This is a genomic window from Mesorhizobium sp. P2_D1 (assembly GCF_056404455.1).
In genome coordinates this window covers 1-24,806 of sequence record NZ_JBFUDZ010000064.1, presented here as the reverse complement: position 1 = coordinate 24,806, position 24,806 = coordinate 1, and the positions used below count along the sequence as shown (strand labels likewise).

The 24,806-nt window shown below is 63.8% G+C and carries 24 protein-coding genes; 16 read left to right on the top strand and 8 right to left on the bottom strand.

Translation table 11 applies throughout. The annotated features are described in order from the left end of the window. From AC1D0I_RS28745 to AC1D0I_RS28720, 6 genes are all read right to left on the bottom strand, one after another. Positions 1 to 698, bottom strand: a 698-nt coding sequence (locus tag AC1D0I_RS28745; RefSeq protein WP_477399403.1) for an ABC transporter substrate-binding protein, incomplete at its 3' end; no start/stop codon positions are given. Between the two features lie 336 nt (positions 699 to 1,034). After that, positions 1,035 to 1,922 (bottom strand): ABC transporter permease, encoded by an 888-nt coding sequence (locus AC1D0I_RS28740; protein WP_477399401.1) that lies wholly within the window; start codon positions 1,920 to 1,922, stop codon positions 1,035 to 1,037. Then, entirely contained in the window at positions 1,919 to 2,878 is a 960-nt protein-coding gene (locus AC1D0I_RS28735) for an ABC transporter permease (protein WP_477399399.1), read from the bottom strand. Before AC1D0I_RS28735 ends, AC1D0I_RS28740 begins: the two co-directional genes overlap by 4 nt. 76 nt (positions 2,879 to 2,954) lie before the next feature. Beyond that, positions 2,955 to 4,592, bottom strand: a complete 1,638-nt coding sequence (locus tag AC1D0I_RS28730) for an ABC transporter substrate-binding protein (protein WP_477399397.1) — start codon at positions 4,590 to 4,592, stop codon at positions 2,955 to 2,957. 40 nt (positions 4,593 to 4,632) lie between these two features. Then, the gene (locus AC1D0I_RS28725) at positions 4,633 to 5,409 is read right to left on the bottom strand and encodes a DUF427 domain-containing protein (protein ID WP_477399395.1); all 777 of its coding nucleotides are present in this window, start codon (positions 5,407 to 5,409) and stop codon (positions 4,633 to 4,635) included. Between the two features lie 15 nt (positions 5,410 to 5,424). Continuing rightward, positions 5,425 to 6,783: an LLM class flavin-dependent oxidoreductase gene (locus AC1D0I_RS28720; protein ID WP_477399393.1), complete on the bottom strand. Its 1,359-nt coding sequence runs from the start codon at positions 6,781 to 6,783 to the stop codon at positions 5,425 to 5,427. Positions 6,784 to 6,978: 195 nt separating this feature from the next. On the opposite strand from AC1D0I_RS28720, the gene AC1D0I_RS28715 reads away from it, so the two are divergent. From AC1D0I_RS28715 to AC1D0I_RS28640, 16 genes are all read left to right on the top strand, one after another. Then, entirely contained in the window at positions 6,979 to 8,787 is a 1,809-nt protein-coding gene (locus tag AC1D0I_RS28715; RefSeq protein ID WP_477399391.1) for a dipeptide ABC transporter ATP-binding protein, read from the top strand. Between the two features lie 161 nt (positions 8,788 to 8,948). Further along, positions 8,949 to 9,314 (top strand): hypothetical protein, encoded by a 366-nt coding sequence (locus AC1D0I_RS28710; protein ID WP_477399390.1) that lies wholly within the window; start codon positions 8,949 to 8,951, stop codon positions 9,312 to 9,314. Positions 9,315 to 9,525: 211 nt separating this feature from the next. Continuing rightward, positions 9,526 to 10,872 (top strand): multicopper oxidase family protein, encoded by a 1,347-nt coding sequence (locus AC1D0I_RS28705; RefSeq protein WP_477399388.1) that lies wholly within the window; start codon positions 9,526 to 9,528, stop codon positions 10,870 to 10,872. A gap of 28 nt (positions 10,873 to 10,900) precedes the next feature. Then, positions 10,901 to 11,341: a DUF411 domain-containing protein gene (locus AC1D0I_RS28700; RefSeq protein WP_477399386.1), complete on the top strand. Its 441-nt coding sequence runs from the start codon at positions 10,901 to 10,903 to the stop codon at positions 11,339 to 11,341. Positions 11,342 to 11,381: 40 nt separating this feature from the next. Then, complete coding sequence (locus AC1D0I_RS28695; RefSeq protein ID WP_477399384.1) at positions 11,382 to 11,822, top strand: DUF411 domain-containing protein; 441 nt, start codon at positions 11,382 to 11,384, stop codon at positions 11,820 to 11,822. 185 nt (positions 11,823 to 12,007) lie between these two features. After that, a complete protein-coding gene (locus AC1D0I_RS28690; RefSeq protein ID WP_477399382.1) occupies positions 12,008 to 12,430 on the top strand; it encodes a hypothetical protein in 423 nt (140 codons plus the stop codon). A 297-nt stretch (positions 12,431 to 12,727) separates the two neighbouring features. Continuing rightward, positions 12,728 to 14,590, top strand: a complete 1,863-nt coding sequence (locus AC1D0I_RS28685) for an ABC transporter ATP-binding protein (RefSeq protein WP_477399380.1) — start codon at positions 12,728 to 12,730, stop codon at positions 14,588 to 14,590. Continuing rightward, entirely contained in the window at positions 14,590 to 16,482 is a 1,893-nt protein-coding gene (locus AC1D0I_RS28680) for an ABC transporter ATP-binding protein (RefSeq protein ID WP_477399378.1), read from the top strand. Before AC1D0I_RS28685 ends, AC1D0I_RS28680 begins: the two co-directional genes overlap by 1 nt. 15 nt (positions 16,483 to 16,497) lie before the next feature. After that, positions 16,498 to 16,731, top strand: coding sequence for a hypothetical protein (locus AC1D0I_RS28675; RefSeq protein WP_477399376.1), 234 nt, complete (start codon positions 16,498 to 16,500; stop codon positions 16,729 to 16,731). Between the two features lie 95 nt (positions 16,732 to 16,826). Beyond that, positions 16,827 to 17,519, top strand: a complete 693-nt coding sequence (locus tag AC1D0I_RS28670; RefSeq protein ID WP_477399374.1) for a helix-turn-helix domain-containing protein — start codon at positions 16,827 to 16,829, stop codon at positions 17,517 to 17,519. 4 nt (positions 17,520 to 17,523) lie between these two features. Next, a complete protein-coding gene (locus AC1D0I_RS28665) occupies positions 17,524 to 18,606 on the top strand; it encodes an extracellular solute-binding protein (protein ID WP_477399372.1) in 1,083 nt (360 codons plus the stop codon). Between the two features lie 26 nt (positions 18,607 to 18,632). Then, the gene (locus tag AC1D0I_RS28660; RefSeq protein WP_477399370.1) at positions 18,633 to 19,541 is read left to right on the top strand and encodes an ABC transporter permease; all 909 of its coding nucleotides are present in this window, start codon (positions 18,633 to 18,635) and stop codon (positions 19,539 to 19,541) included. Next, positions 19,538 to 20,326, top strand: coding sequence for an ABC transporter permease (locus AC1D0I_RS28655; RefSeq protein ID WP_477399368.1), 789 nt, complete (start codon positions 19,538 to 19,540; stop codon positions 20,324 to 20,326). Before AC1D0I_RS28660 ends, AC1D0I_RS28655 begins: the two co-directional genes overlap by 4 nt. 1 nt (position 20,327) lies before the next feature. Next, positions 20,328 to 21,446, top strand: coding sequence for an ABC transporter ATP-binding protein (locus AC1D0I_RS28650; protein WP_477399366.1), 1,119 nt, complete (start codon positions 20,328 to 20,330; stop codon positions 21,444 to 21,446). A gap of 29 nt (positions 21,447 to 21,475) precedes the next feature. After that, on the top strand, positions 21,476 to 22,858 hold the full coding sequence (locus tag AC1D0I_RS28645; protein ID WP_477399364.1) for an NAD(P)/FAD-dependent oxidoreductase: 1,383 nt from the start codon (positions 21,476 to 21,478) through the stop codon (positions 22,856 to 22,858). A 55-nt stretch (positions 22,859 to 22,913) separates the two neighbouring features. After that, the gene (locus tag AC1D0I_RS28640; protein WP_477399362.1) at positions 22,914 to 23,273 is read left to right on the top strand and encodes a cupin domain-containing protein; all 360 of its coding nucleotides are present in this window, start codon (positions 22,914 to 22,916) and stop codon (positions 23,271 to 23,273) included. Between the two features lies 1 nt (position 23,274). Here the strand turns inward: AC1D0I_RS28640 and AC1D0I_RS28635 are convergent, their stop codons facing one another. After that, on the bottom strand, positions 23,275 to 23,532 hold the full coding sequence (locus tag AC1D0I_RS28635) for a BrnA antitoxin family protein (RefSeq protein ID WP_477399360.1): 258 nt from the start codon (positions 23,530 to 23,532) through the stop codon (positions 23,275 to 23,277). A gap of 165 nt (positions 23,533 to 23,697) precedes the next feature. Further along, positions 23,698 to 24,806, bottom strand: a 1,109-nt coding sequence (locus AC1D0I_RS28630; RefSeq protein WP_477399358.1) for a molybdopterin dinucleotide binding domain-containing protein, incomplete at its 5' end; no start/stop codon positions are given.

The window sequence follows — 24,806 nt, the reverse complement described above, 5'->3', positions numbered from 1 at the left end:
ACATGCAGCGAGGCAGCATCCCAGTAGTTCRGGTTCCGGCACTGCTCATAGACCTGCGGTGTGAAGCGGCGGATCTCGGTCATCGGGCCGGAGCCGATCGGCTTCTCATTCTTGAAGRCAAGCGGATCGGCGACATCCTTCCAGATGTGCTCGGGCACGACAGGGAAATCGGCCATCGATTCCGGGAAATGCGTGTCGACATCCTTCAGAGTGATCTTCACTTCGGTCGGCGAAGGCGCTTCGACCGAGGCGACGCTGCCGCCGACGCCGACAATGTCGACCGCCGGGTTCTTCAGCATCAGCTCGAGCGTGAATTTCATGTCGGCCGAGGTCAATGGCTGACCATCCGACCATTTGACGCCGTCGCGCAGCGTGTAGGTGATCGATTTCAGATCGTCGGAGAATTTGTAGCCCGTCGCCAGCCGGAAGATCGGCTTGCCGCTGTCATAGTCGTTGAAGATGACCAGCGGCTCGTAGACGAAATCCATCGTGCTCTGGCGGCGCCCGCCAAGGTCGAAGGGGTTGAAGTTCTGCACCCAGCTCGTCTGTTCCTCGATGTGCATGGCGAGCACCGATTCGGCGGACGCCGGTCGCGCGCCGAAGGAGAAAGTCGTGGCGATGGTCGCGGCGACGAAGGCCGTGCCAATCAACAACCGCCGGCGTGAAACAGCCGTCGACGGGTCTTGCAGGGAACGCATATGCGGGTCTGGCAGCCTGTCAGTCATACTTCATCTCCCATTGTTGATCGGCATTTCCGCCTCTTCGGGCGAGTAACGTAAATCAATTTGATTTAATCCTAGGAGGTAAAGGGGGCCAGCGTCAACGGCTCTGTTCGGCCATCCCCATGAAGCACGCTCCCGCCCTGTCGAAACGTGGGGCAACGATGAAAGGGTTTTGTCGGCGGAAGGACCTGGATCGCGATGCGGGGGGATCGCGTCGAGCCGTATCCCGGGTGCTCAACGCATAGGTGTCACAGGGCGATCATTGTGATGGGATGCCTTCCCTCTCCGCCGCCAGCAGGCAAGCATCAAAGCTCAGACATCGCTGTTTTCGAAGGCACCGATGCCTTGTGCGATGAGGTTGGTCGCCATCACCAGCGAGACGATTGCCGCGGAATTGAAGACGACGACCCACCATTTGCCGCCGGTGAGGAAGCCGTAGCCGTCGGCAACGGCCAGTCCCCAGTCGGCGGAAGGCGGCTGGATGCCGAGGCCGAGAAAGCTCAGTGTGGCGATCGAGAAGAACGCGTATCCCAGCCGGGTGACGAGCTCGATGAGGATCGTTTCTCGAATATTGGGCAGGATCTCCAGGAACATGATGGCGAGAGCACCCTCCCCGCCAAGCCGGGCAGCGCTGACGTAGTCGCGCTGCTTCTGCTCGCGCACGGCTGCGCGAACGGTCCGCGCCACCAGCGGCGCGTAGGCAATGGCGATCACCAGGACAACGGTCAGGTTCGATGGGCCGATCGCCACAAGTGTCATCGTCACGAGAACGATGAACGGAAACGCCATCAGCGTGTCGAGCAGCCGCGCCCCGATGGCATCGACCAGGCCATTGAAATAGCCGAGCACCAGCCCGATGATGCTGCCGGCGATGACACCGGCAAGCGTGGCGAGCGGCGCAACCAGCAGGATATCGCGCGATCCGACGACGATGCGGGACAGCACGTCGCGGCCGAGTTGGTCGGTGCCGAACCAATGCACGGCATCGGGCGGCGTCATCATCGCCAGAAAATCCTCGGCATAGGGATCGTAGGGAACGAAGAGATTGGCGAACAGCGCGCACGCGATCCAGAACAGCAGCACCAGCGAACCGGCCACGACCGACGGAGGCAGTCCGGCAAAAGCGCTGCCGATCCTGCGCGTCGCCGCCAAGCCGACCGCCGCGCGCCGCGGTGCGGGAAACTCGGCCAGGTCTGTCATGATGATATCCGGCGGCGTTGTCGCGGATCGAGCAAGGCCAGCACGAGGTCGCCTGCCGCCGCCGACAGCACGAATATTGCCGCCATCACCAGCACACCGGCTTCAAGCATCGGGAAATCGCGTGCCTTGGCCGCGTTCAGAACCAGATTGCCAAGGCCCTGGATACCGAACAGCGCTTCGATCACCACCAGCCCGCCAAGCATGTAGCCGGTCTGGGTCGCAAGCACCGCGATGGTCGGCGTCAGCGCATTGCGCAGCACATGTCGAAAAATGATCTCGCGCCGCTCGAGCCCCTTTAGCACGGCGGTGCGTGTATAGTCGGCGGCCATCGCCTCGATCACGCCGGCCCGCGTCATGCGGGCGATATAGCCGGCAAGGTTCAGCACCAGCGGCAGCGCCGGCAGGATCAAATAGTAGCCATTCGTCCAGAAGCCTGCGCCATCGGGCGCGACGCCCGAGATCGGGAACCAGTTCAGCCACAGGCCAAAAACGATAAGCAGCATCAGACCGGACACAAAGTCCGGGACGATGCCGAAGGAAACGCCCGCCATCACGATCAGCCGGTCGATGAAGCGGCCCGCATTGAGACCGGCGATGACGCCGGCGCCGACCCCTAGCGGAACAAGGAAAACCAGGATGATGCCGGCAAGCGCCGTCGAGCGCTTGAGGCTTTCGAGCACGAACGGCGCCACCGGTCCGCCCATCGACAGCGAGGTGCCGAAATCGCCTGTGAGCGCGTTGCTGAACCAGCGCCAGTACTGGACGAGAACCGGCTGGTCGGCGCCGAGCCGCTTGTTCAGTTCCGCCACCGCCTGCGCATCGGCAAAGGGCCCGAGCATGACGCGGCCGACATCGCCGGGCAGAACCTGCCCGGCAAAGAAGACCAGGATGCTGACCAGCCATAGCGTGAGCAGAAGCGTGCCCGCGCGCGCCGACACAGTGCGGCCACTCAGCATCGCCTCTCGCCGCCTCGCCTTGAACGAGTCCCATCCCGATGGAATCGGAATGGGACGCTATCTCCCCGCTCGAGCATCATGCCTGGACGAAGGTAACGCGGTCGAGCAGCAGGTGCGAGATCGCCGTGAAGCGCACGCCCTCGACCTTGGTGCTGGTGATCCGGCTGTACTGCGAGAAATAGCTGATGATCGCCGGCGTTTCGTCAAGCAGGAGGGTCTGGATCTTGCCGGCGGTAAGGCGCTGGGCGTTGAGATCGCGTGCCTTGGAGTAGTCGAGCAGCAGAGCATCGTAGGCCGGGTTGTTGAAATGCGCCGCGTTCCAGGCCCCCGAACTCTTCAGGGTCGCGTTGAGGAAGATGTCGGGCGTGCCGCGATGGCCGTAATCGGTGATGCCGAGAACCGAATCCAGCCAGGGCGAGCTGCCGAAGGTCGCCGAGCCGTAATAGGCGTCCTGCGGCAGGACATTGAGCTTGACGTCGATTCCAGCCTTCTTGGCGAAGTTCTGGATGATCACCGCATAGTCGGGAATGTCATAGGCCCGCTCGGTGGTCAGCGTCACCTCGAAGCCGTTCGGCACGCCCGCCTCGCCCAGCAGCCGCTTGGCCTCGGCGATGTCCTGCTTGCGCTGCGGCACCGACGGGTCGGCGGAGGGGAAGATCGGCGCGAACGGGGTGTCGTTGCCGACGATGGCGCGGCCTTTCAGCAGCCCCTTCACGATCGCCTCGCGGTCGAGCGTAAGCGCCAGCGCGCGACGGATGCGCTTGTCGGTGAACGGCGCCTGGTCGGTCCGCAGGTGCACCTGGTCATGCGAGCTTGCCTGCACGCTGAGGAGCTTGAAGTTGGGATTGCCCTCGATCGCCAGTTCCAGCCGCGTCGTGCTCGGGATGACGTCGAGCTGGCCGGCCTGCAGCGCCAGCACCTGGGCCTGCTCGTCGTCGAAGAACTTGATCTCGACACGGTCGGGCAGCGCCTTGTCGCCCCAGTAGTCTGGATTGCGCACGAAGCTCGCGCCCTGCTTGGGACGGAAGGATTCGAGCTTGAACGGGCCGGTGCCGTTGAAGGTCTTCTCGAAATCGCCGGCGTAGTCGGCCGGCAGGATGACGGCATTGTAGACGTCGGAGGAGACATAGAAGGGGAAGTTGCTGTTGGGACCGTCGAGGTCGAAGGCGACGGTCTCGTCGTCCACCAGCTTGGCGCCGCCCTTGGACAGGATGCCCTTGTAGGCCGACAGCGCCGACGAGCCGCTGGCCGGATCGACAAGCCGCTCGAAGCTCGCCACCACGTCCTTGGCGGTGACCGTGCGGCCGTCGTGGAATTTCACCCCCGGACGCAGTTTGAAGGTCCAGCGGCTGGCGATCTCGTCGGCCTCCCAGGACAAAGCGAGCTTCGGCTGCAGCCCGTCCTTGGGATCGTCGAGGATCAAATATTCACCGACCTGGCTGATCACTCCGATGCTGGCCGGATCGGTGACCGACACGGGATCGATCGCCTTGGTCGGCTGGCCGAGCCCGACGCGGACAATGCCGCCGGCAGCAGCTGATGCGCGCGCGCCTCCAAGTCCCTGTGAGGCGGCAAAGCCTGTGAGGCCGAGCAGCGCTGCGTATTTCAGCAGATCGCGGCGCTTGAGAAAGCCGCCCTGATATTCGTCGACGGCGACATTCCATATGTCCCCCGACAGATTGCGAAGTGCGTCGATATCTCTGTGTTTGGTCATGTTCTAAACCCCTGTCTGAAATGAAGATTGAAAAGATGCTCTATGCGACGGGTTCGCCGTCGAGATGGATGCGATCCACACTCTGTGGATAGAAGGCGACGAGGCCCTTGATCTTGGGCATCTCGGCGATCGGGTCGCGGTAGCTCCAGGCGATGTCCGGGCGCACCGAACCGTCGCTCAAGAGCCCGGACCAATAGGAAGCAATGCCCTTGTAGGGACATCGCGTCGTTGTGGCGGACGCCGTCAGCCGCTCCAGATTGATGTCATCGGGATGCAGGTAGAAGCGCGTCGGCAGATGCGTCTCGAACAGCAGCACCGGGCGGTGGCTGTCGGCGATCGGAGCGCCGTCGAACCAGACCTGCATATGGCTCGTGCTTTGCAAAACATCGATGCGAGCATAGGGATCGCGGGCATGGACGAAGACCTCTTCGTCCTCCTCGAACCACTGGTCGACGAGCTTCCAGCTGAAGGCGATGCGACCGGCGAGCGGCGACAGGTTTTCACCCGGCRGCGACACGAACGACCAGGCCGCGTTGGCGCTTCGCCTGTCGCCGGTGTCGACATCCCAGTAGGCCGTCTCGCCACCGACCGCGTGCGGCTCGCGATGCAGCGAGGGCTTCAGCACCGACGCATCGACCGACGCCACCGGGAAGAAATAGATCGGCAGGAAGTGGTTGGAGCGCAGCACCAGCACGTTGCGGCTGTCGGCGATGATGCGGCCGCCGAATTTGACGCGCACGCGCTTGGGGCTGTGCAGGACATTGACGAGATGCGGCGCGGTCGCTTCGCGCGGCTGCAGTCTGGGTGCGGCGGTCATCTTCGGTCTCCGGCGTCAGGACACGGCGCGCGCATTGTCGCGCTCTTCGGCGAAGCGGTTGGCGGGCCGCGCCAGGCCGAAACGGTCGCGCAGCGTTCCCGGCGCGTATTCGGTCGGGAACACGCCGCGGCGCTGCAGCTCCGGCACCACCTGCTCGGCGAAATTCACCCAGTCCTCGGGCAGCAGCGGGAACATCAGGTTGAAGCCGTCGGCGGCACCCGAGACGTACCAATCCTGCAGCTGGTCGGCGATCTGCGCCGGCGTGCCGGCCACGGTCGGCACCGAGCCGCTGTTGGCGAGCTTGCGGGCAATCTCGCGCAGGCTGAGATTCTGCTTCGACCACTGCCGGACCCGGTTGAGCGACGTGCGTCCGCCATTGAAGGTGCTCTCGTCCGGCAGCGGCGGCAGCGGCCCGTCCGGCGGATAGGCGGAGAGATCGATACCGCTCCAGCTCGACAGAAGGTCAATGCCGACCTGGTCGGGAAGCAAGGTCTGCAGATACTCCTGCTTTTCCCGGCCTTCCGCCTCGGAGGCGGCAACGATCGGCAGGATGCCCGGCAGGATCTTGAAGCTCTCCGGCCGCCTGCCGTGACGGGCAAGACGCTCGTTGATGTCCTGGCGATACTGGATGCCGTCTTCCCTGGTGCTGAAGATGGCGAAATGCACATCGGCCTGGGCGGTGGCGAAGTTCTTGCCGTCCTCAGACGATCCGGCCTGGACGATCAGCGGATGGCCCTGCGGCGGCCGCGAGACGTTGAGCGGTCCGCGCACCTTGAAGTGCTTTCCCTTGTGATCGATCGGGTGGACCTTGTCGGGATCGGCGAAATAGCCCGACGCCTTGTCGATCAGCAGCGCTTCGTCTTCCCAGCTGTCCCACAGCGCCTTGACGATATCGAGGAATTCGGCTGCGCGCTCATAGCGGAATGCATGTTCGATATTGCCGTCGCGGCCGAAATTACGCGCCTCCTCGTCCATGGCCGAGGTGACGACGTTCCAGGACGCCCTGCCCTTGCTGATATGGTCGAGCGAGGCGAACATGCGCGCCACATTGTAGGGCTCGCTGTAGGAGCTCGACGCCGTGGTGATCAGGCCGATATGCCTGGTCACACCGGCCAGAGCCGACAGCAGCGTCAAAGGCTCGAGTCGGGCATTGGCGTAGTGGGCGACGCCGCTCTTGACCGAATCCCAGATCGACACGTGGTCGGCGACGAAGATGGTGTCGATCTTGGCGCGCTCGGCTGTCTGCACGAGATCGCGGTAGAAATCGAAGTCCAGCACCTCCCGGCCCGGTGCCCGCGGATGGCGCCACGACATCCGATGATCGCCCTGCGGGTTGAAGAAAAATGCGCTGAGGATCATGTGATCTCGAGCCATGCCGGCCTCCTTCCAAAATCTGCTCTCCGGAGACCGTCGCGCTGCTTTGGCAGACGGCGACAAATCTCTCCTGAGCGATGAAAGGTAGATTGCGTTCCGGCTTAATTCGAGTAATTTTATAGAGATWATGTATTGCCAAAGCGGAAGCGATTGCCCTCGATCGCCGCGCTGGAAGAAAGTGGTTTCAAGCTCCCAATGTCCTCCTCGGTTCTCAACGTCGACCAGCTTTCCGTCGCCTATGACGGACGCAACGGATCGCATCCCGCCGTCAGCGGCGTGTCGCTGCACATAGGCCAAGGCGAAGCGCTTGGCCTGGTCGGCGAGTCGGGATCGGGCAAAAGCTCGGTGGCRCTCGCCATATTGCGCTATCTGCCGAAAAATGCCCGCATCGCGGCATCGGCGCTCGAGTTCCAGGGCCGAGAAATCCGCGACCTCTCCGCCGAGCAGCTTCGCAAGTTGCGGGGCAACCACATCGCGGCCGTCTATCAACACCCGGGCGCCGCCCTCAATCCAAGCATGACGATCGGCCGCCAGATCACCGAGACGATCATGCGGCATCGCCCGGTTCGCCACGACGAGGCACGCGCGCGCGCTGCCGAACTGCTCGGGCGCGTCAGGGTAAGCCGTCCGGACCGGGTGCTGGATCTCTATCCGCACGAATTGTCCGGCGGCATGCAGCAGCGCGCCAACATCGCCATTGCGATTGCGCTCGACCCGTCGCTGCTGGTGCTGGACGAGCCGACCACGGCGCTCGACGCCAGCGTGCAGTCGGAGATCATCGCCATCCTGCACGACCTGCGCAAAGATCACAAAACCAGCGTGCTTCTGATCAGCCACGACATCAACATGATCCGCCGCTCCTGCGACCGCGTGGCGGTGATGCAGTCGGGAACGGTGGTCGAAAGCGGCGTCGCCGCTGATGTCTTCGACAACCCCCGCCACGCCTACACAAAGGCGCTCATCGCCTCGATCCCGGCCCTCAACTACACCAAGCGGGACGGCAGACTGGCTGAGACGGACGGACCCCGTCTGGCAGTGCACCCGACGCCCAACGATGAAGACGCCGGCACTCGGACAGAGCGCCGGATCGCGATCGCCTGCAAGGGCATCAGCCATGCCTTCGGCAGCCAGCCTGTGCTCAGCGATGTCGACCTCGACATAGGCCAGGGCGAAACGTTCGGGCTGATCGGCGAATCCGGCTCCGGCAAGTCGACCTTGGCAAGGATCGTCACCGGCCTGCAGACACCAGACGCCGGATCGGTCGAGCTGTTCGGCAGGACGGTCGCGCCGCGCGTCGAGAAGAGAAACCTTGCCGACCGGCGCGACGTGCAGATGGTCTTCCAGTCGCCCGATCGCACGCTCAACCCACGCCAGCGGATCGGCAGGATCCTCGGCCGTCCGCTGCGCCGGCTCGCCGGCCTGCGCCGTGGCGAGGTGAGAGCACGCGTCAGCGATCTCTTGCAGTCGGTCCGCCTTGCCGCCACCACGGCCGAGCAGAAATCGCGATCGCTGTCGGGTGGCCAGCGGCAACGGGCCGCGATCGCGCGGGCCTTCGCCGGCGTGCCGAAGGTCGTCGTGCTCGACGAACCCACCTCGGCGCTCGACGTCTCGGTCCAGGCGACGGTTCTCAACCTGCTCAACGACCTGCAGCGCGACAAGGACACGACCTATCTGTTCATCAGCCACGACCTCAGGGTGGTGCGCTACATGGCAGACAGGATCGGCGTGCTCTATCGCGGCCGTCTGGTAGAAACCGGTTCATCCGACCAGATCTTCCAGGGCCCCAATCACCCCTACACGCAACTGCTCCTGGCCGCGTCCTCCGATGTGGCCGCGCCAAAACTGTCCGCTCCGGCGGAGATCGAGGCGGCCGGCACGCAGAGCAAGGGATGTTCCTTCGCCGATCGCTGCCCCCTGGTCGTGCCCGACTGCAGAAAGGCCGAACCGCCCGCCAGGCAGGTCGCACCCGGCCATCTGATCGCCTGCTGGCGGCAGGGTTCGTGAACCGATCGCCTGCAGCCCAACGGCTCGCAACGGCATCTTTCCGTTCAGGCTCAGTGCGCTGCCATCATTGTCGCAGGATTGGAATCCCGCTTGCAAATGCCGTCTGTTGAGGCCAGCCTATAGGGATGATGGCACGCAGGTCGCCAAAACATGTCCTTGTCATGCTGCTCGCGGTGTTCTTGACCGCCGGGTTCAGCCTGTCTGCCGTACAGGCGAGCGTCATGTCGGCGAAGATGATGACGACTGGCAGCGGCATGACCATGCCTGCCGATACCGGCATGGCCAAGATGGCCGACACCGCCATGAATGGCGACTGCAACGCGTGCATTAAAGGCGCCGGCGACACCGGCAAACCGATGCATTGTCCGCCGACCTGCATCGCACCGGTGCTTGCGGTGTTGCCTACCGAGTTCGCGGCGATGACCCTGATCAGGGTACCGTTGCCGTCGGCGCTGCCGACACCGTTTCTTCACGGGCGAAGTTCCCTGCCCGACCCATTCCCTCCCAAATCCACCGATCTCGTCTGACGCAGTTTCAGCCATCTCGCGGCTGATTTCTGGCGTTTGATTGCCGCTGGCGCTTTGCGCCGGCGAGCACACTGCAATTCGACGGCGAGGCTCGGCGTCGATCGAGATCACAAAGGGCTTGAGAGTGAGCATCCATTTCAATCATTCCATTTCACGCCGCAGGTTTGTCCTTGCAGCGGCTGCGGCCACCCTGGTGCGACCCGCATCGTCAATGGCATCCGCCGTCGATGAGCGCCGCATCAGGGTCTCGCCGGGCCAGGCCAGGTTCACCGGCTCCAGCGGCCCGCTTACGCCTGTCTGGGCCTATGACAGGACGGTCCCCGGCCCGATGCTGCGCTTACGCCAGGGCCAGCCCGCCCGCATCATCGTCGAGAACGGGCTGAGCGAGGACACGACGGTGCACTGGCATGGCATCCGCCTGCAAAACGCCATGGACGGCGTGCCCGGGCTGACACAGCCACCGATCAAGCCGGGGACAAGCTTCGTCTACGAATTCACGCCGCCGGACGCCGGAACCTTCTGGTATCACCCGCATGCCAACAGTCTCGTGCAACTCGGCCGTGGCCTTGCCGGCGCCATCATCGTCGAGGAGGCCGAGCCCGTCGCCGTCGACCGCGACCTCATGTGGCTGCTTCAGGACTGGCGGCTTACAGCGGATGGGCAGATGGCGACCGGCTTCGGCAGCGCGATGGATGCGGCGATGTCCGGCCGTGTCGGCAACGTCATCACCGTCAACGGCACGATGCCGGCCGACCAGAGCGTAACGGCGGGCGAACGCGTCTGGCTACGGCTCGCCAATGCCTCGCTTGCCCGCATCATGGCGCTGCGCCTCGAGGGTCACCGCCCGGTCATCGTCGCAATAGACGGCCAACCCTGCGATCCGCATGAACCGGAAGATGGCCGTCTTGTGCTTGCCCCGGCCATGCGCATCGACGTCGTGGTCGACATGCAGGGCGACCCGGGCAAGCGCTACGCGGTGGTCGACGAGTTCTATGACGGTCTCGCCTACACGCTGACCACTCTAGCCTATGACTCTGCAACACCGCTGCGTGCCCATCCGCTCGATGCGCTTGTCGGCCTGCCCCGCAATCCTTTGCCCGAACCCGATCTCGCGAGAGCCGAGCGCCAGGAGATCGTCCTTCAAGGCGGCATGATGGGTGGCGGCAAGCTCGCCGGCGTCGGCGGCATGWTGGGCATGGCGACACCCGGCATGAACGGTGGCGCTGCCTGGGCGATCAACGGCATGTCGATGACCGGCGATGGCCATGCCGGCATGGCGCCACAATTCACCTTGCCGCGCGGCGCAACCTGTCATCTCACCATGCGCAATGAAACCGCCTGGTGGCATCCCATGCATATCCATGGCTTCAGCATGCTGGTGCTCGCGCGCAACGGTTCGCCGGTGCCGCACCGACAGTGGCAGGACACGGTGCTGCTCGCCCCCAAAGACACGATCGAATGCGCCTTCGTCGCCGACAATCCCGGCGACTGGATGCTGCACTGCCATGTCGCCGACCATCAGATGGCCGGCCTCATGACGGTGTTTCGAGTTGGCTGAAATTGAACACTACCCAAAGGAGACTGCAATGAAACTGACCTACCGCCTCGCCGCCCTTGCCGTCCTGACCGCAACGCCGCTGCCCGCATTCGCGGCGACAATCAATGCTGTGATGTACAAGAACCCAAGCTGCAGCTGCTGCGAGACCTATGCCGCCTATCTCGAAAAGAACGGCTTCAAGGTCGAGCTCAAGCCGTCCAACGACCTGGACCAGATAAGCGCCGGCCTTGGCGTTCCCGAGAAATTGCAGGGCTGCCATTCCGTGGTGATCGGCGATTACGTGGTCGATGGCTTCGTGCCGGTCGACCTTATCAAGAAGATGCTGGCGGAACGTCCTGAAATCACAGGCATCGCTATGCCGGGCATGCCGATGGGTTCGCCGGGAATGGGCGGCGAGAAGACCGAGACCTGGACGATTTACGCCTTCACCAAGGATGGCAAGTCGCCAACCGTTTATGCGACCGAGTGACGGCCGACATCGACCTCATTTTCAATCAAGGAGACCCGCCATGAAACTGACTTACTCCCTCGCCGCCTTCGCGGTCGCGATCGCTATGCCGCTGCCCGCTGTCGCAGCGACCATCACCGCTGTGATGTACAAGAACCCGCAATGCAGCTGCTGTGAATCCTACGCCAGGTATCTGGAGCACAACGGCTTCAAGGTCGACATCAAGCCGGTCAACAACCTGTCCCAGATCAGCAGCGATGCGGGCGTGCCGGCCGACCTCGAAGGCTGCCACACGCTGATGGTCGACGGCTATGTCGTCGACGGGCTGGTGCCGGTCGATATCGTCAGGAAACTGTTGACCGAACGGCCTGCCATCACCGGCATCACACTGGCCGGCATGCCGACCGGCGCTCCCGGCATGGGTGGCGAGAAGGCTGGCCCTTTTATCGTCTATGCCTTCACCAAGGACGGTAAGGCGCCCACCGTCTACGCGACCGACTGAAGGGCAACTTCGATGCCTGCCGATATGTCGGATTGCCCTGCCAGAACCTGACTTGCCGTAGCCGGAAGCCCGGAGTTCCTGCCACCGTGCTGGGCTTGGGTGCTTCCTCGCATACAAGTACATTCGTTGGTGCTAATATATTCTAGCCATGCACTTCGTGCGTGACCAACATATGGGAGGACGCGATGAAAACCATGAATCGCAGGTCTGCAATTGCTCTCGGTGTGACGGTTGCCGCAGTATCGCCTCTGTTCACCCTGGTAGCATCTGCAAAGACCAAGAAATATGGCCCGAAGGAAGGCAAGGAGATTGCTCCAGGCGTCAGGGTCGTGGAGGTCGGCACAGGAAACTCCGACATTCCAGCCTACAAGAGCATTTCAATCGTCGACGTCGTGTTTCAGCCTGGAGCACACGCTCCCGCGATGATGATGGACAATGACATGGTTTGCACGATTACCGCTGGTGCATTCACGATCAAGAAACAGGACAAGGAATTCAAGCTCGAGGAAGGCGGCATATACACATGCACTAAGGGCAAGACCGACGAGGCCACGAATACAAGCAAAGTGGTCGGCATACATCGTATCGCCGTTTTGATACCTGCCTAGGAGACCACATACGGCCGGACGGAAGGTTGCATGCTGTCCGGCCGGCGCTTGCGCATCGCCGGCTGTTGGCCCCGGCTAACGCCTTCGGCAAGGTGGGCAGACCTCCACGACTTGCCAGGCGTCTGCTGGTGCTGCCCGGCCATGCATAGCGCCGTCTGCTTGCTTTCGTTCAGGCACAGTGTGATGCCGTCATTGGCTCTTGAACGGCCAAGCCGGACCCGCGTAACATCACGCCATCTGAACTGAGTCTGCTCTATTCGTCCGGGCTAATGCCCGGATTGGGTTGGATATTTTCCTTTGAATACGCTAGCAATCGGCAGCGCGCCGGAGCGCGGCAAATCGTTTGCCCATGTGGCCGAAGCCTCCTGGGGCAAGGGCCTCAGCACCTTGCTCCGGATCGTGCGCATGACGCTGCGCCATCCCTGGCAAGTCGCGATCACCCTCGTCTCGACCTTCATCGCCGCGACGCTGCAGCTCTTCATTCCACGCTTGCTGGGACGCGCCATCGACCAGGCGCAGGGCGTCATGACAGCCGGGGCCGGTGCCGCGGCGGAGCACGCGCTGTGGAACACCGCCTTGACGCTGCTCGTCGTCAGCATCCTGCGCGGTCTCTTCACCATGGCGCAGAACTACTACGGCGAGGCCGTCGGCCATCGAACCGGCTATGAGCTGCGCCTGGCTTTCTACGAGAAGATCCAGCGCCTGAGCTTCTCCTATCACGACCGGGTCCACACCGGCGATCTGATCACGCTCGGCTTGCTCGATCTCGACGGCGTGCGCATGTTCTTTTCCACCGGCATCCTGCGCGTCGTCCTGCTCGGCGTGTTGATCGGCGTCGGCGCCTACCTGCTGATCAGCACCGATCTGGTGCTCGGGCTGTTGAGCCTGAGCTTCGTGCCGTTCGTTGCCTGGCGCTCCTCGGTCACCCAGCTGGCGTTGCGCAGCACCTGGCTGACCTTGCAGCAGCGCCTGTCGGTGCTGAGCCGGGTGATGGACGAGAATCTCGGCGGCATCCGTGTCGTGCGCGCCTTTGCGGCACAGCGGCATGAGCTGGAGAAATTCGACCGCGCCAAGCAGGATGCGCTCGACCTTGCCAACAAGCGCGTCGACATTCGCGTCGGCAACACCGGCGCCATGAACTTCTCGTTCCTCGCCGCCATGGGCCTGGTGCTGTGGTTCGGCGGGCAGAAGGTCATTGCGGGTCAAATCAGCGTCGGCACGCTGGCCCAGTTCCTCACTTTCATGACCATCCTGCAGATGCCGGTGCGCCAGCTCGGCCTGATGGTCAATTCCTTCGCGCGCGCCTCGACCTGCGGCACCAGGCTGTTCGAACTGCTCGACGCCGAACTGGACATCAAGGACGCGCCGGGCGCCAGGGACCTCGTCGTCACCGAGGGCGTGCTGCGCTTTGACAATGTCAGCTTCCGCTATGCGGGCGCAGGCGACCGGCCGACGCTGTCCGGCATTTCCTTCGAGGCAAGGTCCGGCGAGACCATCGGCATCGTCGGCCCGCCCGGCAGCGGCAAGTCGACCATCGCGCACCTGATCCCGCGCTTCTACGACGTCACCTCGGGCAGCATTACCATCGATGGCCAGGACATCAGCAAGGTCACGCTGCAATCGCTGCGCAAGGCCGTCGGCGTCGTGCAGCAGGACGCGTTCCTGTTCACCACCTCGATCGAGAACAACATCGCCTATGGCAATCCCTGGGCACGCGAGACCCGCATCGGGCAGGCAGCCGAATTCGCTCAGTTGCACAACTACATCATTGGACTTCCCGCCGGCTACACCACGGTCGTCGGCGAACGCGGCGCCTCGTTGTCCGGCGGCCAGCGGCAGCGCCTGACCATCGCGCGCAGCCTGATGCTGCGGCCATCGGTGCTGGTCTTCGACGATTCCACCGCAGCCATCGACGCCGGCACCGAGCAGCGCATCCGGGCGGCGATGAAGCGCTTCGCGAAGGATCGCGTGACGGTGATCATTTCGCATCGGCTGAGCTCGCTGATGCATGCCGACCAGATCCTGTTCGTCGAGAACGGCCGGATCGTCGAGCGCGGCACGCATGAGCAGCTGCTGGCGCTCGGCGGGCGCTATCGCGCGCTCTACGACCTGCAGCTGCGGCCGGACGACGATCGGCCCACGGCTCTGGGAGCCGCGTGATGTCGGCACAGAGCGACGACGAGAAGGAAGACACCAGCGGACGGCCGACAAAGGCTGTCGTCGGCTCGCACCGCGACGAGGAAGAGGTTTTCGGCAAGGCCTATGATCCACGCATCGTGCGGCGTATCTGGAGCTTCGTGAAGCCGTATCAAAGCCGGATTTTCATCTCGGTCGCAGCGGTGCTGGTGTTCACGCTGACGCAGCTGGCGATCCCGCTGGTCATCCGCTACGCCATCGACCACGGCATGGCGGCGGGCAGGCTCGACCAGTCGGTGATGATCGCTGCAATCGGCGCCTTCACGCTGATCATCCTCATCAACTATGCCGCCAGCCATGTACAGGAAAGCGTCGTCGGCAAGGTCGCCGAGAATGTGCTGTCGGACCTGCGCCGCGCCATGTTCAGCCACCTGCAGCGGGTCTCGCTGAGCTTCATGGACAAGACCGAGGTCGGCCGCCTGATGTCGCGCCTGCAGGGCGACGTCAATTCGATGCAGGAATTCCTCGAGACGTCGGTGATGTCGGTGGGCGACATCGTGCTCTTGTTCGGCATCGTCAGCGTCCTTTTGTGGCTGGATTTCCGGCTCGGCCTGCTGACCCTGTCGACCATGCCGGTGCTGTTCGTCGTGCGCCTGTTCTGGCTGCCGCGCGCCAAGGTCGCCTTCATGGCCGCGCACGAGACCAACTCGATCGCCAACGGCGCGCTGGCCGAAGGCATCCATGGCGTGCGCACGGTGCAGAGCCTCGAACGCCAGCACGTCAATTTCGACCTCTACGACGAGAAGGTGCTGGCCAATCTCAGCGCCCACCTGACGTCGGCGAAATATGCTCAGGTGATGGTGCCGATCGTCGACACGCTGACCGGCATCGCCATGGCGACGGTCATCGTCGTCGGCGGTTCGATGGTGCTGTCGCACAGCCTCGACGTCGGCGTCATGGTGGCGTTCCTGTTCTACATCCAGCGCTTCTTCGACCCGATCCGCTCGCTCACCATGCAGTACAGCGTCATGCAGCGCGCCATGGCTTCGGGCCAGCGCATCTCGGAAGTGCTCGACGTGCCGGTAGATGTCAGCGACAAGGATGGTGCGGTGGCGCTGTCGCGCGACATGGACGGCTCGGTCGAGTTCAGGAACGTTACCTTCGGCTACCGGCAGAACCTGCCGGTGCTGAAGAACATCTCCTTCCGCGTCAATCCGGGCGAGACCGTCGCATTGGTCGGCCCGACCGGGTCTGGCAAGTCGAGCTCGATGGCGCTGGTGCACCGCTTCTACGATGTCTGGTCCGGCCAGGTCCTGGTCGGCGGCCACGACGTGCGTGACCTGACGCAGGATTCGCTCGGCGATCAGGTGGCCATGGTGCTGCAGGAACCGTTCCTGTTTTCCGGCTCGGTACTGGAGAACATTCGCTATCACAAGACCGGCGCCAGCCGCGACGAAGTGGTCCGCRCCGCACAGGCCGTCGGCGCGCACGACTTCATCGAGAACTTGCCCGATGGCTACGACACCGAGCTCGAGCAGCGCGGCGGCAATCTCTCGCTCGGCCAGCGCCAGTTGATCAGCTTCGCGCGGGCGCTGGTGGCCGACGCCAAGATCCTCGTCCTCGACGAGGCCACGGCCAGCATCGATTCCTACACCGAGATGCTGATCCAGAAGGCGCTGATAAAACTGCTGGAAGGCCGCACCGGGCTGGTCATCGCCCACCGGCTGGCCACTATTCGCGGCGCCGACCGCATCATCGTCCTGCAGAACGGCGAGATCGTCGAAAGCGGCAACCACGAACAGTTGATGGCACAAAAAGGCCTCTACGCTCGCCTCTACAACATGAACTACGCCTCGTTCGACGACATTTCGGAAAGCGAGCTTGAACTGGACGCGGCGGTCGGCAAGGCGACGTAACCAGGTTTGTCGACGATGACAGCCGATTTTTTCGGCTTCGGGCCTGCGGAAGCGCGCAAAAAGCGCTGCGACTATGTGTCGACCGAGCAGGCCTATCTGGCCATCCGGCAGATCCTCAAACCCGCCATTTCCGATCGCGAACTGGACGACATGGTCCCCTCGCTTGCCGTCAAGAACGGGTTGGCCGTCGTTTTCGATCGCCAAACCAAAGCGCCTTTCGACGACATTCCTCCACCGGCAAGGAGATAGATAGGCTGGCCCATCGGTGATTTTCAGGTGGCCAAGCGAATCCGCTTGCCACGAAGCCTCACTTAATAGCATGTTAAGTGAACCCTGAGATCACCATGAAAGCCGCTGCGGATCACGCACTCAACGACAACGCCGCAACCGGCGCGGAAGCCCGCCGCTCCACGGTGTTGGGCGATCGCATCAAGGCCTATCGCACCGCGCGACGCCTGACGCTGCGCCAACTCGGCGACTTGATCGGCACCACGGCCAGTTTCCTGAGCCAACTCGAGCGCGGTCTCTCGGGAGCCAACACCAGCACGCTTATGCTGATCGCCAATGCGCTCGGCATCGGCCTCGCCGATCTTTTCGACGAAAACGAAGTCTCGCCGCACGCGGTGCTGACACGCGCCGAACGACCCGCACTGCCGACCAGCGAAGGCTACCGCAAGACGCTGCTGTCGCGCCGGCCAATCCGCGAGATGGAAGTCTATTGCGGCGAATTCGCCGTTGGCGGCTCGACCGGCGACGTGCCCTACACACATGGCAACGCGCACGAAATGTTTCTCGTGCTGCGCGGCAGGCTGCAGCTGACGCTGGGTGACGAGAGCTTCATCCTCGAACAGGGCGACAGCATCGAATATTCGACCTCGACGCCGCACAGGACCATCAATGTCGGCGACACGGTGGCCGAAGTGCTGTGGATCATCGCGCCGTCGACAAGCGGCGCCGTCGATCTCGACCAATATGTGGCCCGGAAATCACTCGCACCCGGACTGCCAAAATCAAACAGCGAGTCATCGGAGGGTTAAAAAAATGGGAAGCAGATCAATAGTGTCCGGGCTTGTCGGCGCCGCCGCACTGGCCTTGATTGCAGCCGCCGCGGCTCATGCGCAGAGCGCGCCGCCGGCCGGCACCGTGGTGGACGGTTCGCTGAAAGGAAAGACGCTGACCTTCGTCTCCTATGGCGGCATCTATCAGGACGGCCAGGTCGCCGCCCTCAAGGAATTCGTCGACAAGAGCGGCGTCAAGCTGCTGAACGATGGCCCGACCGAAATCGCCAAGCTTCAGGCGCAGGTCGAGTCCGGCAATGTGACCTGGGATGTCGTCGATACCGACGACTTTCCGCCATTCGTGCATTGCGGCAAGCTGTTTCAGAAGCTCGACCTGACCAAGCTCGACGTTTCGCACATCCCGGCCGGACAGGTCGGCGAGTGCAGCGTGCCGGCGATGAACTACGGCACCGTGCTGATGTACAAGAACTCGACCTACAAGGACAATCCGCCGAAGGACTGGAAGGATTTCTTCGACACCAAGAAATTCCCCGGCACGCGCGCCATCGATGGCAGCGGCAGCCCGATTGGCGGTCTGATCGAACAGGGCATTCTGGCCGACGGTGGCTCGGTCGACAACATGACGCCGGCCGACATCGACATGGGCATTGCCAAAATCAAGGCCATCGGTCCGGACACGATCTTCTGGAAGACCGGGGCCGAGTCCCAGCAGCTGGCAGAATCCGGCGAAGCCGACATGATCATCATGTGGACGGGTCGCGCCATGACGGCGGTCAAGAACGGCGCTGCCTATACGCCGGTGTGGAAGGACTGGCTGGTCGTCATGGATCAGCTGACCATCCCGGTCGGGGCCAAGGACACCGACGCCTCCTATGCGTTGATCAACGCCTATCTCGGCAAGAAGTCGCAGGAGGTCCTGACCGAGCAGACATCCTACTCGCCGATCAACACCGAGGCGCAGCCCAAGGTGGATCCTTCGGTCGCCGCCTTCCTGACCAACACGCCGGAACACGCCAAGCAGGGCTACCAGCAGAACATCAAGTTCTGGGTCGCCAATTTCGCCACCGCGTCCGACAAGTGGACGGCGCTGATGGCCGGCAACTGAGCCGGCCGAGCGCCAAGGCGAAAAGCGTGAGCCAGACATCACATACTCTGGCGGCCGGGGGTGACAATCCCCGGCCGGCGGGTGGCGTGCAGGGGCCGCAACGGCGCCTGCGGCTTGCCGCCTACCCTTCGCTGCTGGCGATGCCTGCCTTGCTCCTGCTCATCGCGGCGATGGGCTATCCGCTGCTGACCGTTACGCTGCGCAGCTTCTCGGACCCCGCCTGGGGAATGCAGAACTACGTCTGGTTCTTTTCCACGCCGGTGAACGTCACGGTTCTGTGGCGCACCTTTTCCATTGCTGCCTGGGTCACCATCGTCTGCGTTATCGCCGCCTACCCCTACGCCTACCTGATGACGGCGGTCGGGCCGCGCATGCGGCTCGTCCTCATCCTGTGCGTGCTGGTGCCGTTCTGGGTCAGCGGCGTGGTGCGCACATTGGCCTGGGTCATCCTGCTGCAGGATTCCGGCATCATCAATTCCGTCGTCAGGCTGTTCGGCCTTGACACCGTGAAGCTGATCCGCACCCAGACCGGCGTGGTGATCGGTATGGCGCAGGTGCTGCTGCCGTTCATGATCCTGCCGCTCTATTCGGTCATGCGCGGCATCGACCTGCGCCTCGTGCAGGCGGCGCGCAGCCTCGGCGCGCGGCCTTCGCTGGCTTTCCTGCAGATCTATCTGCCGCTGTCGCTGCCCGGCGTATTCGCCGGCGCCATCATCGTCTTCATCCTGTCACTCGGCTTCTACATCACCCCGGCCCTGCTCGGCGGACCCCGCAGCACCATGCTGTCAACGCTGGTGCAGAGCCAGGTGCTCAGCCTGCTCAATTGGGGTCGCGGCGGCGCCATGGGTGTCGTGCTGCTGGTCGCGACCTTCGTGCTTCTGGCGCTCGCCGCGCCGCTGATGCGCCAGCGCCACAAACAGGCGTCCAGATCATGAGGCTGGCGCCGTTCCGCATTCTGCTCGGTCTGTTCTGCCTGCTTGTTGCCGTGTGGCTGGTAATGCCGACGCTGGTCATCATCCCGATGTCGTTCAACGAGAAGAAGTCGCTTGCCTTCCCGCCATCCGGCTTCTCATGGCAGTGGTACCAGAATTTCTTCACCAACCCCGACTGGCTGACCAGCTTCTTCAACTCGCTGAGGGTCGCGGGCCTCGTTGCCGTCGCCGCCACGCTGATCGGCACGCTGGCGGCACTCGGCCTCAGCCGCATGAAACATTCCGGCGCCGGCCTGCTGCGCGCCATCCTGATCACACCGATGATCGTGCCCGGCGTGGTGCTGGCGATCGGCATCTATGCCGTCTATCTCGACTACCATCTGGTCGGCACCACCACCGGCTTCGTCATCGCGCACACGATGCTGGCGATTCCCTTCGTCATCATCGCCGTGTCGGCAAGCCTCGAAGTCTTCGACGTGCGGCTGGAGACGGCGGCGGCAAGCCTTGGCGCCGACCGCTTCACCGCATTCCGCACCGTGACCTTGCCGTTGATCGCGCCCGGCATCCTTTCGGGGCTGCTGTTTGCCTTTGTCACCTCCTTCGATGAAATCATCGTCGCGCTGTTCATCACCAGCCCCTATTTGAAGACCTTGCCCGTGCAGATCTTCACCAGCATCACCCGCGACGCCGACCCGACGGTGACGGCTGTCGGAACGATCATCTTCATTGCCACGACGCTGGTGATCAGTGCCKGGCTGATCATCAGCTCGAAATCGACGAGGAATTGAGATGGCTGCGTCCAACAGCAAAGAACGTGGCGCGGCCATCGACATCAAGGCCGCAACCAAGCGTTACGRCAATTTCACGGCGCTCGACGACGTCAGCCTTCACATCGAGCCGGGTGAATTCATGACGCTCCTCGGCCCCAGCGGCTCGGGCAAGACCACCACGCTCAACGTCGTGGCCGGCTTTACCGACCTGACCTCAGGCGACCTCGCCGTCGGCGGCAAAAGCATCGTCGCGCTGCCGGCGCACAAGCGCAACATCGGCGTCGTCTTCCAGCACTACGCGCTGTTTCCGCACATGACCGTCGGCAAGAACGTCGCCTATCCGCTCACCCTGCGCGGCATGGACAAGCAGGCGCGAGACCGCCACGTGGCGCGCGCCCTGGACATGGTCAAGATGGCCGACTTCGCGCATCGTTATCCAGCCGAGCTTTCCGGCGGCCAGCAGCAGCGCGTGGCGCTGGCCCGCGCCATCGTCTTCGATCCGCCGCTGCTACTCATGGACGAGCCGCTCGGAGCGCTCGACAAGAAACTGCGCGAATGGCTGCAGCTCGAAATCAAGCGCATCCACCGTGAGCTTGGCACCACCTTCGTCTATGTGACGCACGACCAGGAAGAGGCGCTGGTTCTGTCCGACCGCATCGCCGTGTTCAACCAGGGACGCATCGAACAGGTGGGAACCGGGCGTCAGCTCTACGACGAACCGGCGACATTGTTCGTGGCGAAGTTCATCGGCGAATCGACCAGTTTGCGTGGCGATGCCCAGACGTCGGGCGGCGAGACCAGACTGACGATCGCCGGCCAGACGGTCGTCGCCGGCGGCAAGCTCGCCGGCAGCCAGAAACCGGTGGTCCTGCTGCGGCCGGAAAAGCTTTCGCTTGCCAGAACCAACACGCCTGCAGCCGCCGGACAGAACAGCCTCACCGGCCAGGTCAGCGAAGCGATCTATCTGGGCTCGGGTTCGAAATACCAGGTGACACTGGGCGATGGTTCCGTGGCCATCGTGCGCGCGACGCTCGAGGCCACGCCTTTCTCGATTGGTGACGCGGTCGATCTGCGTTGGTCGGTCGTCGATGCAAAACTTCTTGCCGACGACGACCGCGCCGACATGACGATGACCTGATCGCTCTTTCCCCCGCAGGATTTTTAGACATGGACGCCAAAGTCAACGGCAACATCTCGTTCTGGTATGCCGACATCGGCCTGCCAGCCTATCGTGCGCCACTGCCGGGCGACCTCGAAGCCGATGTCTGCATCGTCGGCGCTGGCTACACCGGCCTGTGGACGGCCTACTACCTGAAGAAGGCCGATCCTTCGATCCGCATCGCCATGGTGGAAAGGGAATTCGCCGGCTTCGGCGCGTCCGGTCGCAATGGCGGCTGGCTGTCCGGCGGCTTCAGCTGGTCGCGCGAGAAATATCTGCAGACATCTACCCGTGGCGCCGTCATCAACATGGAAACCGCCATGCATGGCACGGTCGACGAAGTGATCGCGGTGACCGAGGCCGAAAGCATCGATGCCGACATTCGCCGCGTCGACAATCTGACGGTTGCGACCAACCCGCCGCAGCTGGAGCGGATCAAGGCCGCCTATGCGGATGCAATCGGCTGGAGCGTGCCTCAGGACCGCGTCAGCCTGATCGGCCAGGCAGAGGCCAAGGCCCGCATCAACATCCGGAACGTGCTTGGCGGCTACATCCACCACGGCACCGCGCGCGTGCAGCCGGCCAAGCTGGTGCGTGGACTGTCCGAAGCCGTCGAGCGCCTCGGCGTGCCGATCTACGAACAGACGACCGTGACGGGTATTGAGAAGGGCAAGGTCACCACCGATCGCGGCACGGTGCGCGCGCCCATCATCATCCGCGCCACGGAGGGTTTCACGGCCGGCATATCAGGCAATGAGCGGCTCTGGCTTCCGCTCAACAGCGCACAGATCGTCACCGAGCCGCTGCCCCAATCGCTGTGGGACGAGATCGGCTGGGACGGCCACGAACTCTTGGGCGACGCAGCACACGCCTATTGCTATGCCCAGCGCACCCGCGAAGGCCGCATCACCATGGGCGGGCGCGGCGTGCCCTACCGCTACGGATCGCAGACGGATGTGCGCGGCCAGACACAGCAGGCGACCATCGAAAGCCTGCACGCGATCCTCACCCGCCTTCTACCGCAGACCAGCAAGCTTCGCATCGACCACGCCTGGTGCGGCGTGCTTGGCGTGCCGCGCGACTGGTGCACGACGGCCGGCCTCGATCTTGAGACCGGCATCGGCTGGGCCGGCGGTTATGTCGGCCTCGGCGTGTCGAGCTCCAACCTTTCGGGCCGGACGCTGCGCGACCTTATCCTGCGCCGCGACACCGAACTGACCCGCCTGCCCTGGGTCAACCGCCAGGTCAGCAAATGGGAGCCGGAGCCGATGCGCTGGCTCGGCGTCCACTCGATGTACCAGCTCTACCGCGTCGCCGACGAGCGCGAGGAAGCCGGCCTCCAGCACACCTCGAAACTGGCCGCCATCGCCGACCGCATCACCGGGCATTGAGCCCTGCGACCTTGCATATCGAGCTGAAAATTTCAGTGCCTGCCCGGAGACTGCCATGACCGACTTCCAGACCTTCGCCCATCTCGCCTCGATCGATCTCGGCGAGCCCGAGCCCAAGCCGACCTCGATCAGCGGCGATCAGCTCGAAGCGTCGAGGACATTGTGGACCTCGCCGGACGGGACGCTGGAAGTCGGCGTCTGGGCGTGTACGCCCGGCCGTTTCACCGCGTCGCGCGACACGAATTCCGAAACCTGTCACATCGTGTCGGGCCGGGTCTCGCTGCATGGTCCCGATGGCCACAGCAAGGAGGTTAGTGCCGGCGAAATGCTGGTGCTTCCGAAAGGCTGGAAAGGCGAGTGGACGATCCACGAGCCGACGCGGAAACTCTATATCCTGCACTTCGAAGCGGCGTGAGCTAGTCGTCGTCCGAACCGCTGGCGACCGGCTTGCCTTCGATTGCCTGCCGCAATGCGTCGTTGATCCGGTCCTGCCAGCCGGGGCCACCAGCCTGAAAATGGTCCAGCACGGTTCGATCGATCCTGATCGAAACAAGCTCCCTGACACCTGGAGCGGCCGCGGGCTCGCGAGGCGGAGCAACCGGCTTCTTGACTGGCTTGAAGGCGGCTTCGGCCGCCGTCATCGGATTTGTCGGTCGGCGCGGGGGATTTGCCATTGGGTGACCCTGACTGGAAGACGATTCATGCTCGCCGATGAGGGGGCACGCTTGACACCACAATAGCCCAACTGACGCCATCGCGCAGGCCCATTTGGCCAGGAACAGCTCGAGCCCCGCAGTGTGCGGTCCCMGCATCGCCTTCGCGGCACGCGCTGGCACGGGTCACTCGGCGGCTTGAAGGATTTGTGCGGCGACGATGATCCTGATCTCGGCGCGACAAGAGCCGCAATTCGTGCCGGCATGCAGCGCCGCCCCGATCGCCTCGACGCTGGCGCAGCCGCTTCGCACCGCCTGCGCGATCTGGTTGGCGCCGACGCCGAAGCAGGAGCAGACGATGGCGCCGCGATCGACGTCGACCCCGCCCGGCCGCCCGGCCACGATCGCCAGCCTGGCGCGCCGATCGACATGATCGGCGGTCAATTGGTCCGCCGCCCAGCCGCGCGACACCGCGACCGGACCGGGCGCCACGAACAAGGCGCCTGACAAGTGATCGCCGTCGAAAGCCGCGATGCGGTGCTGGCCGGCATCGCGGTCATGATAAGCGAGGATTTCGCCGCCCGGGGTCGTGCCGAACAGGGACCCGGCGAAGCCGGCCCAGTCGATCTCGTCATCGGCAAAGGCAAGCTCGACCCGCCAGCCGCCCTTGCATTTGGCCGCGGCCCAGTAGGTTGCGGTACCAGGTTCCGGCCTCTGCCGCATCACCGCGAAGCCGAAGGCCTTTGCGGCGAATTTCTCGATGCGGGCGGCGACATGCTTCAGCGCCGGCTGGCCGGAGACCGGATCGGTCAGCGGCGCCGTCAGCGCGTCGAGCCGGCCCTTTGCGGCGAATTGATCGGTCCAGTGCATCGGCGCAAACAGGCTACCCCGGCGCTGGCGTGCCGTCACCAGCGCGCGCACCAGTACGTCGCCGCGCGGGCTGGAAACGCGCACGATGTCGGCGTCGCCGATCCCGAAGCACTGCGCATCCGCCGGATGGATTTCGACGAAGGGCTCGGCAATGTGCTGGGACAGCCGCGGGCTTTTCCCGGTCCGCGTCATGGTGTGCCAGTGATCGCGGATGCGGCCGGTGTTGAGGATCAGCGGATAGTCTGGGCTGGTGCGGGTCTCGACGGCAGGACGAATGGCGATGAAGCGCGCCTTGCGGTCGAGTGTGTAGAAATTGCCGTCGGCGAAGAAGCGGGTGCTGGAAGAGCCACTTGCGGCCTGAGCGCGCTCCTCTGGCTGATGTCCAGCTTGAGCACCCCCCTCTGGCCTGCCGGCCATCTCCCCCG

Excerpts from the sequence above, each read along its gene's own strand:
- AC1D0I_RS28700 (WP_477399386.1), top strand. The coding sequence starts at position 10,901 with ATGAAACTGACCTACCGCCTCGCCGCCCTTGCCGTCCTGACCGCAACG.
- AC1D0I_RS28730 (WP_477399397.1), bottom strand. The coding sequence starts at position 4,592 with ATGACCAAACACAGAGATATCGACGCACTTCGCAATCTGTCGGGGGAC.
- AC1D0I_RS28740 (WP_477399401.1), bottom strand. The coding sequence starts at position 1,922 with ATGACAGACCTGGCCGAGTTTCCCGCACCGCGGCGCGCGGCGGTCGGC.
- AC1D0I_RS28690 (WP_477399382.1), top strand. The coding sequence starts at position 12,008 with ATGAAAACCATGAATCGCAGGTCTGCAATTGCTCTCGGTGTGACGGTT.
- AC1D0I_RS28645 (WP_477399364.1), top strand. The coding sequence starts at position 21,476 with ATGGACGCCAAAGTCAACGGCAACATCTCGTTCTGGTATGCCGACATC.
- AC1D0I_RS28665 (WP_477399372.1), top strand. The coding sequence starts at position 17,524 with ATGGGAAGCAGATCAATAGTGTCCGGGCTTGTCGGCGCCGCCGCACTG.
- AC1D0I_RS28635 (WP_477399360.1), bottom strand. The coding sequence starts at position 23,532 with ATGGCAAATCCCCCGCGCCGACCGACAAATCCGATGACGGCGGCCGAA.
- AC1D0I_RS28735 (WP_477399399.1), bottom strand. The coding sequence starts at position 2,878 with ATGCTGAGTGGCCGCACTGTGTCGGCGCGCGCGGGCACGCTTCTGCTC.
- AC1D0I_RS28695 (WP_477399384.1), top strand. The coding sequence starts at position 11,382 with ATGAAACTGACTTACTCCCTCGCCGCCTTCGCGGTCGCGATCGCTATG.
- AC1D0I_RS28640 (WP_477399362.1), top strand. The coding sequence starts at position 22,914 with ATGACCGACTTCCAGACCTTCGCCCATCTCGCCTCGATCGATCTCGGC.
- AC1D0I_RS28675 (WP_477399376.1), top strand. The coding sequence starts at position 16,498 with ATGACAGCCGATTTTTTCGGCTTCGGGCCTGCGGAAGCGCGCAAAAAG.
- AC1D0I_RS28720 (WP_477399393.1), bottom strand. The coding sequence starts at position 6,783 with ATGGCTCGAGATCACATGATCCTCAGCGCATTTTTCTTCAACCCGCAG.
- AC1D0I_RS28670 (WP_477399374.1), top strand. The coding sequence starts at position 16,827 with ATGAAAGCCGCTGCGGATCACGCACTCAACGACAACGCCGCAACCGGC.
- AC1D0I_RS28710 (WP_477399390.1), top strand. The coding sequence starts at position 8,949 with ATGCTGCTCGCGGTGTTCTTGACCGCCGGGTTCAGCCTGTCTGCCGTA.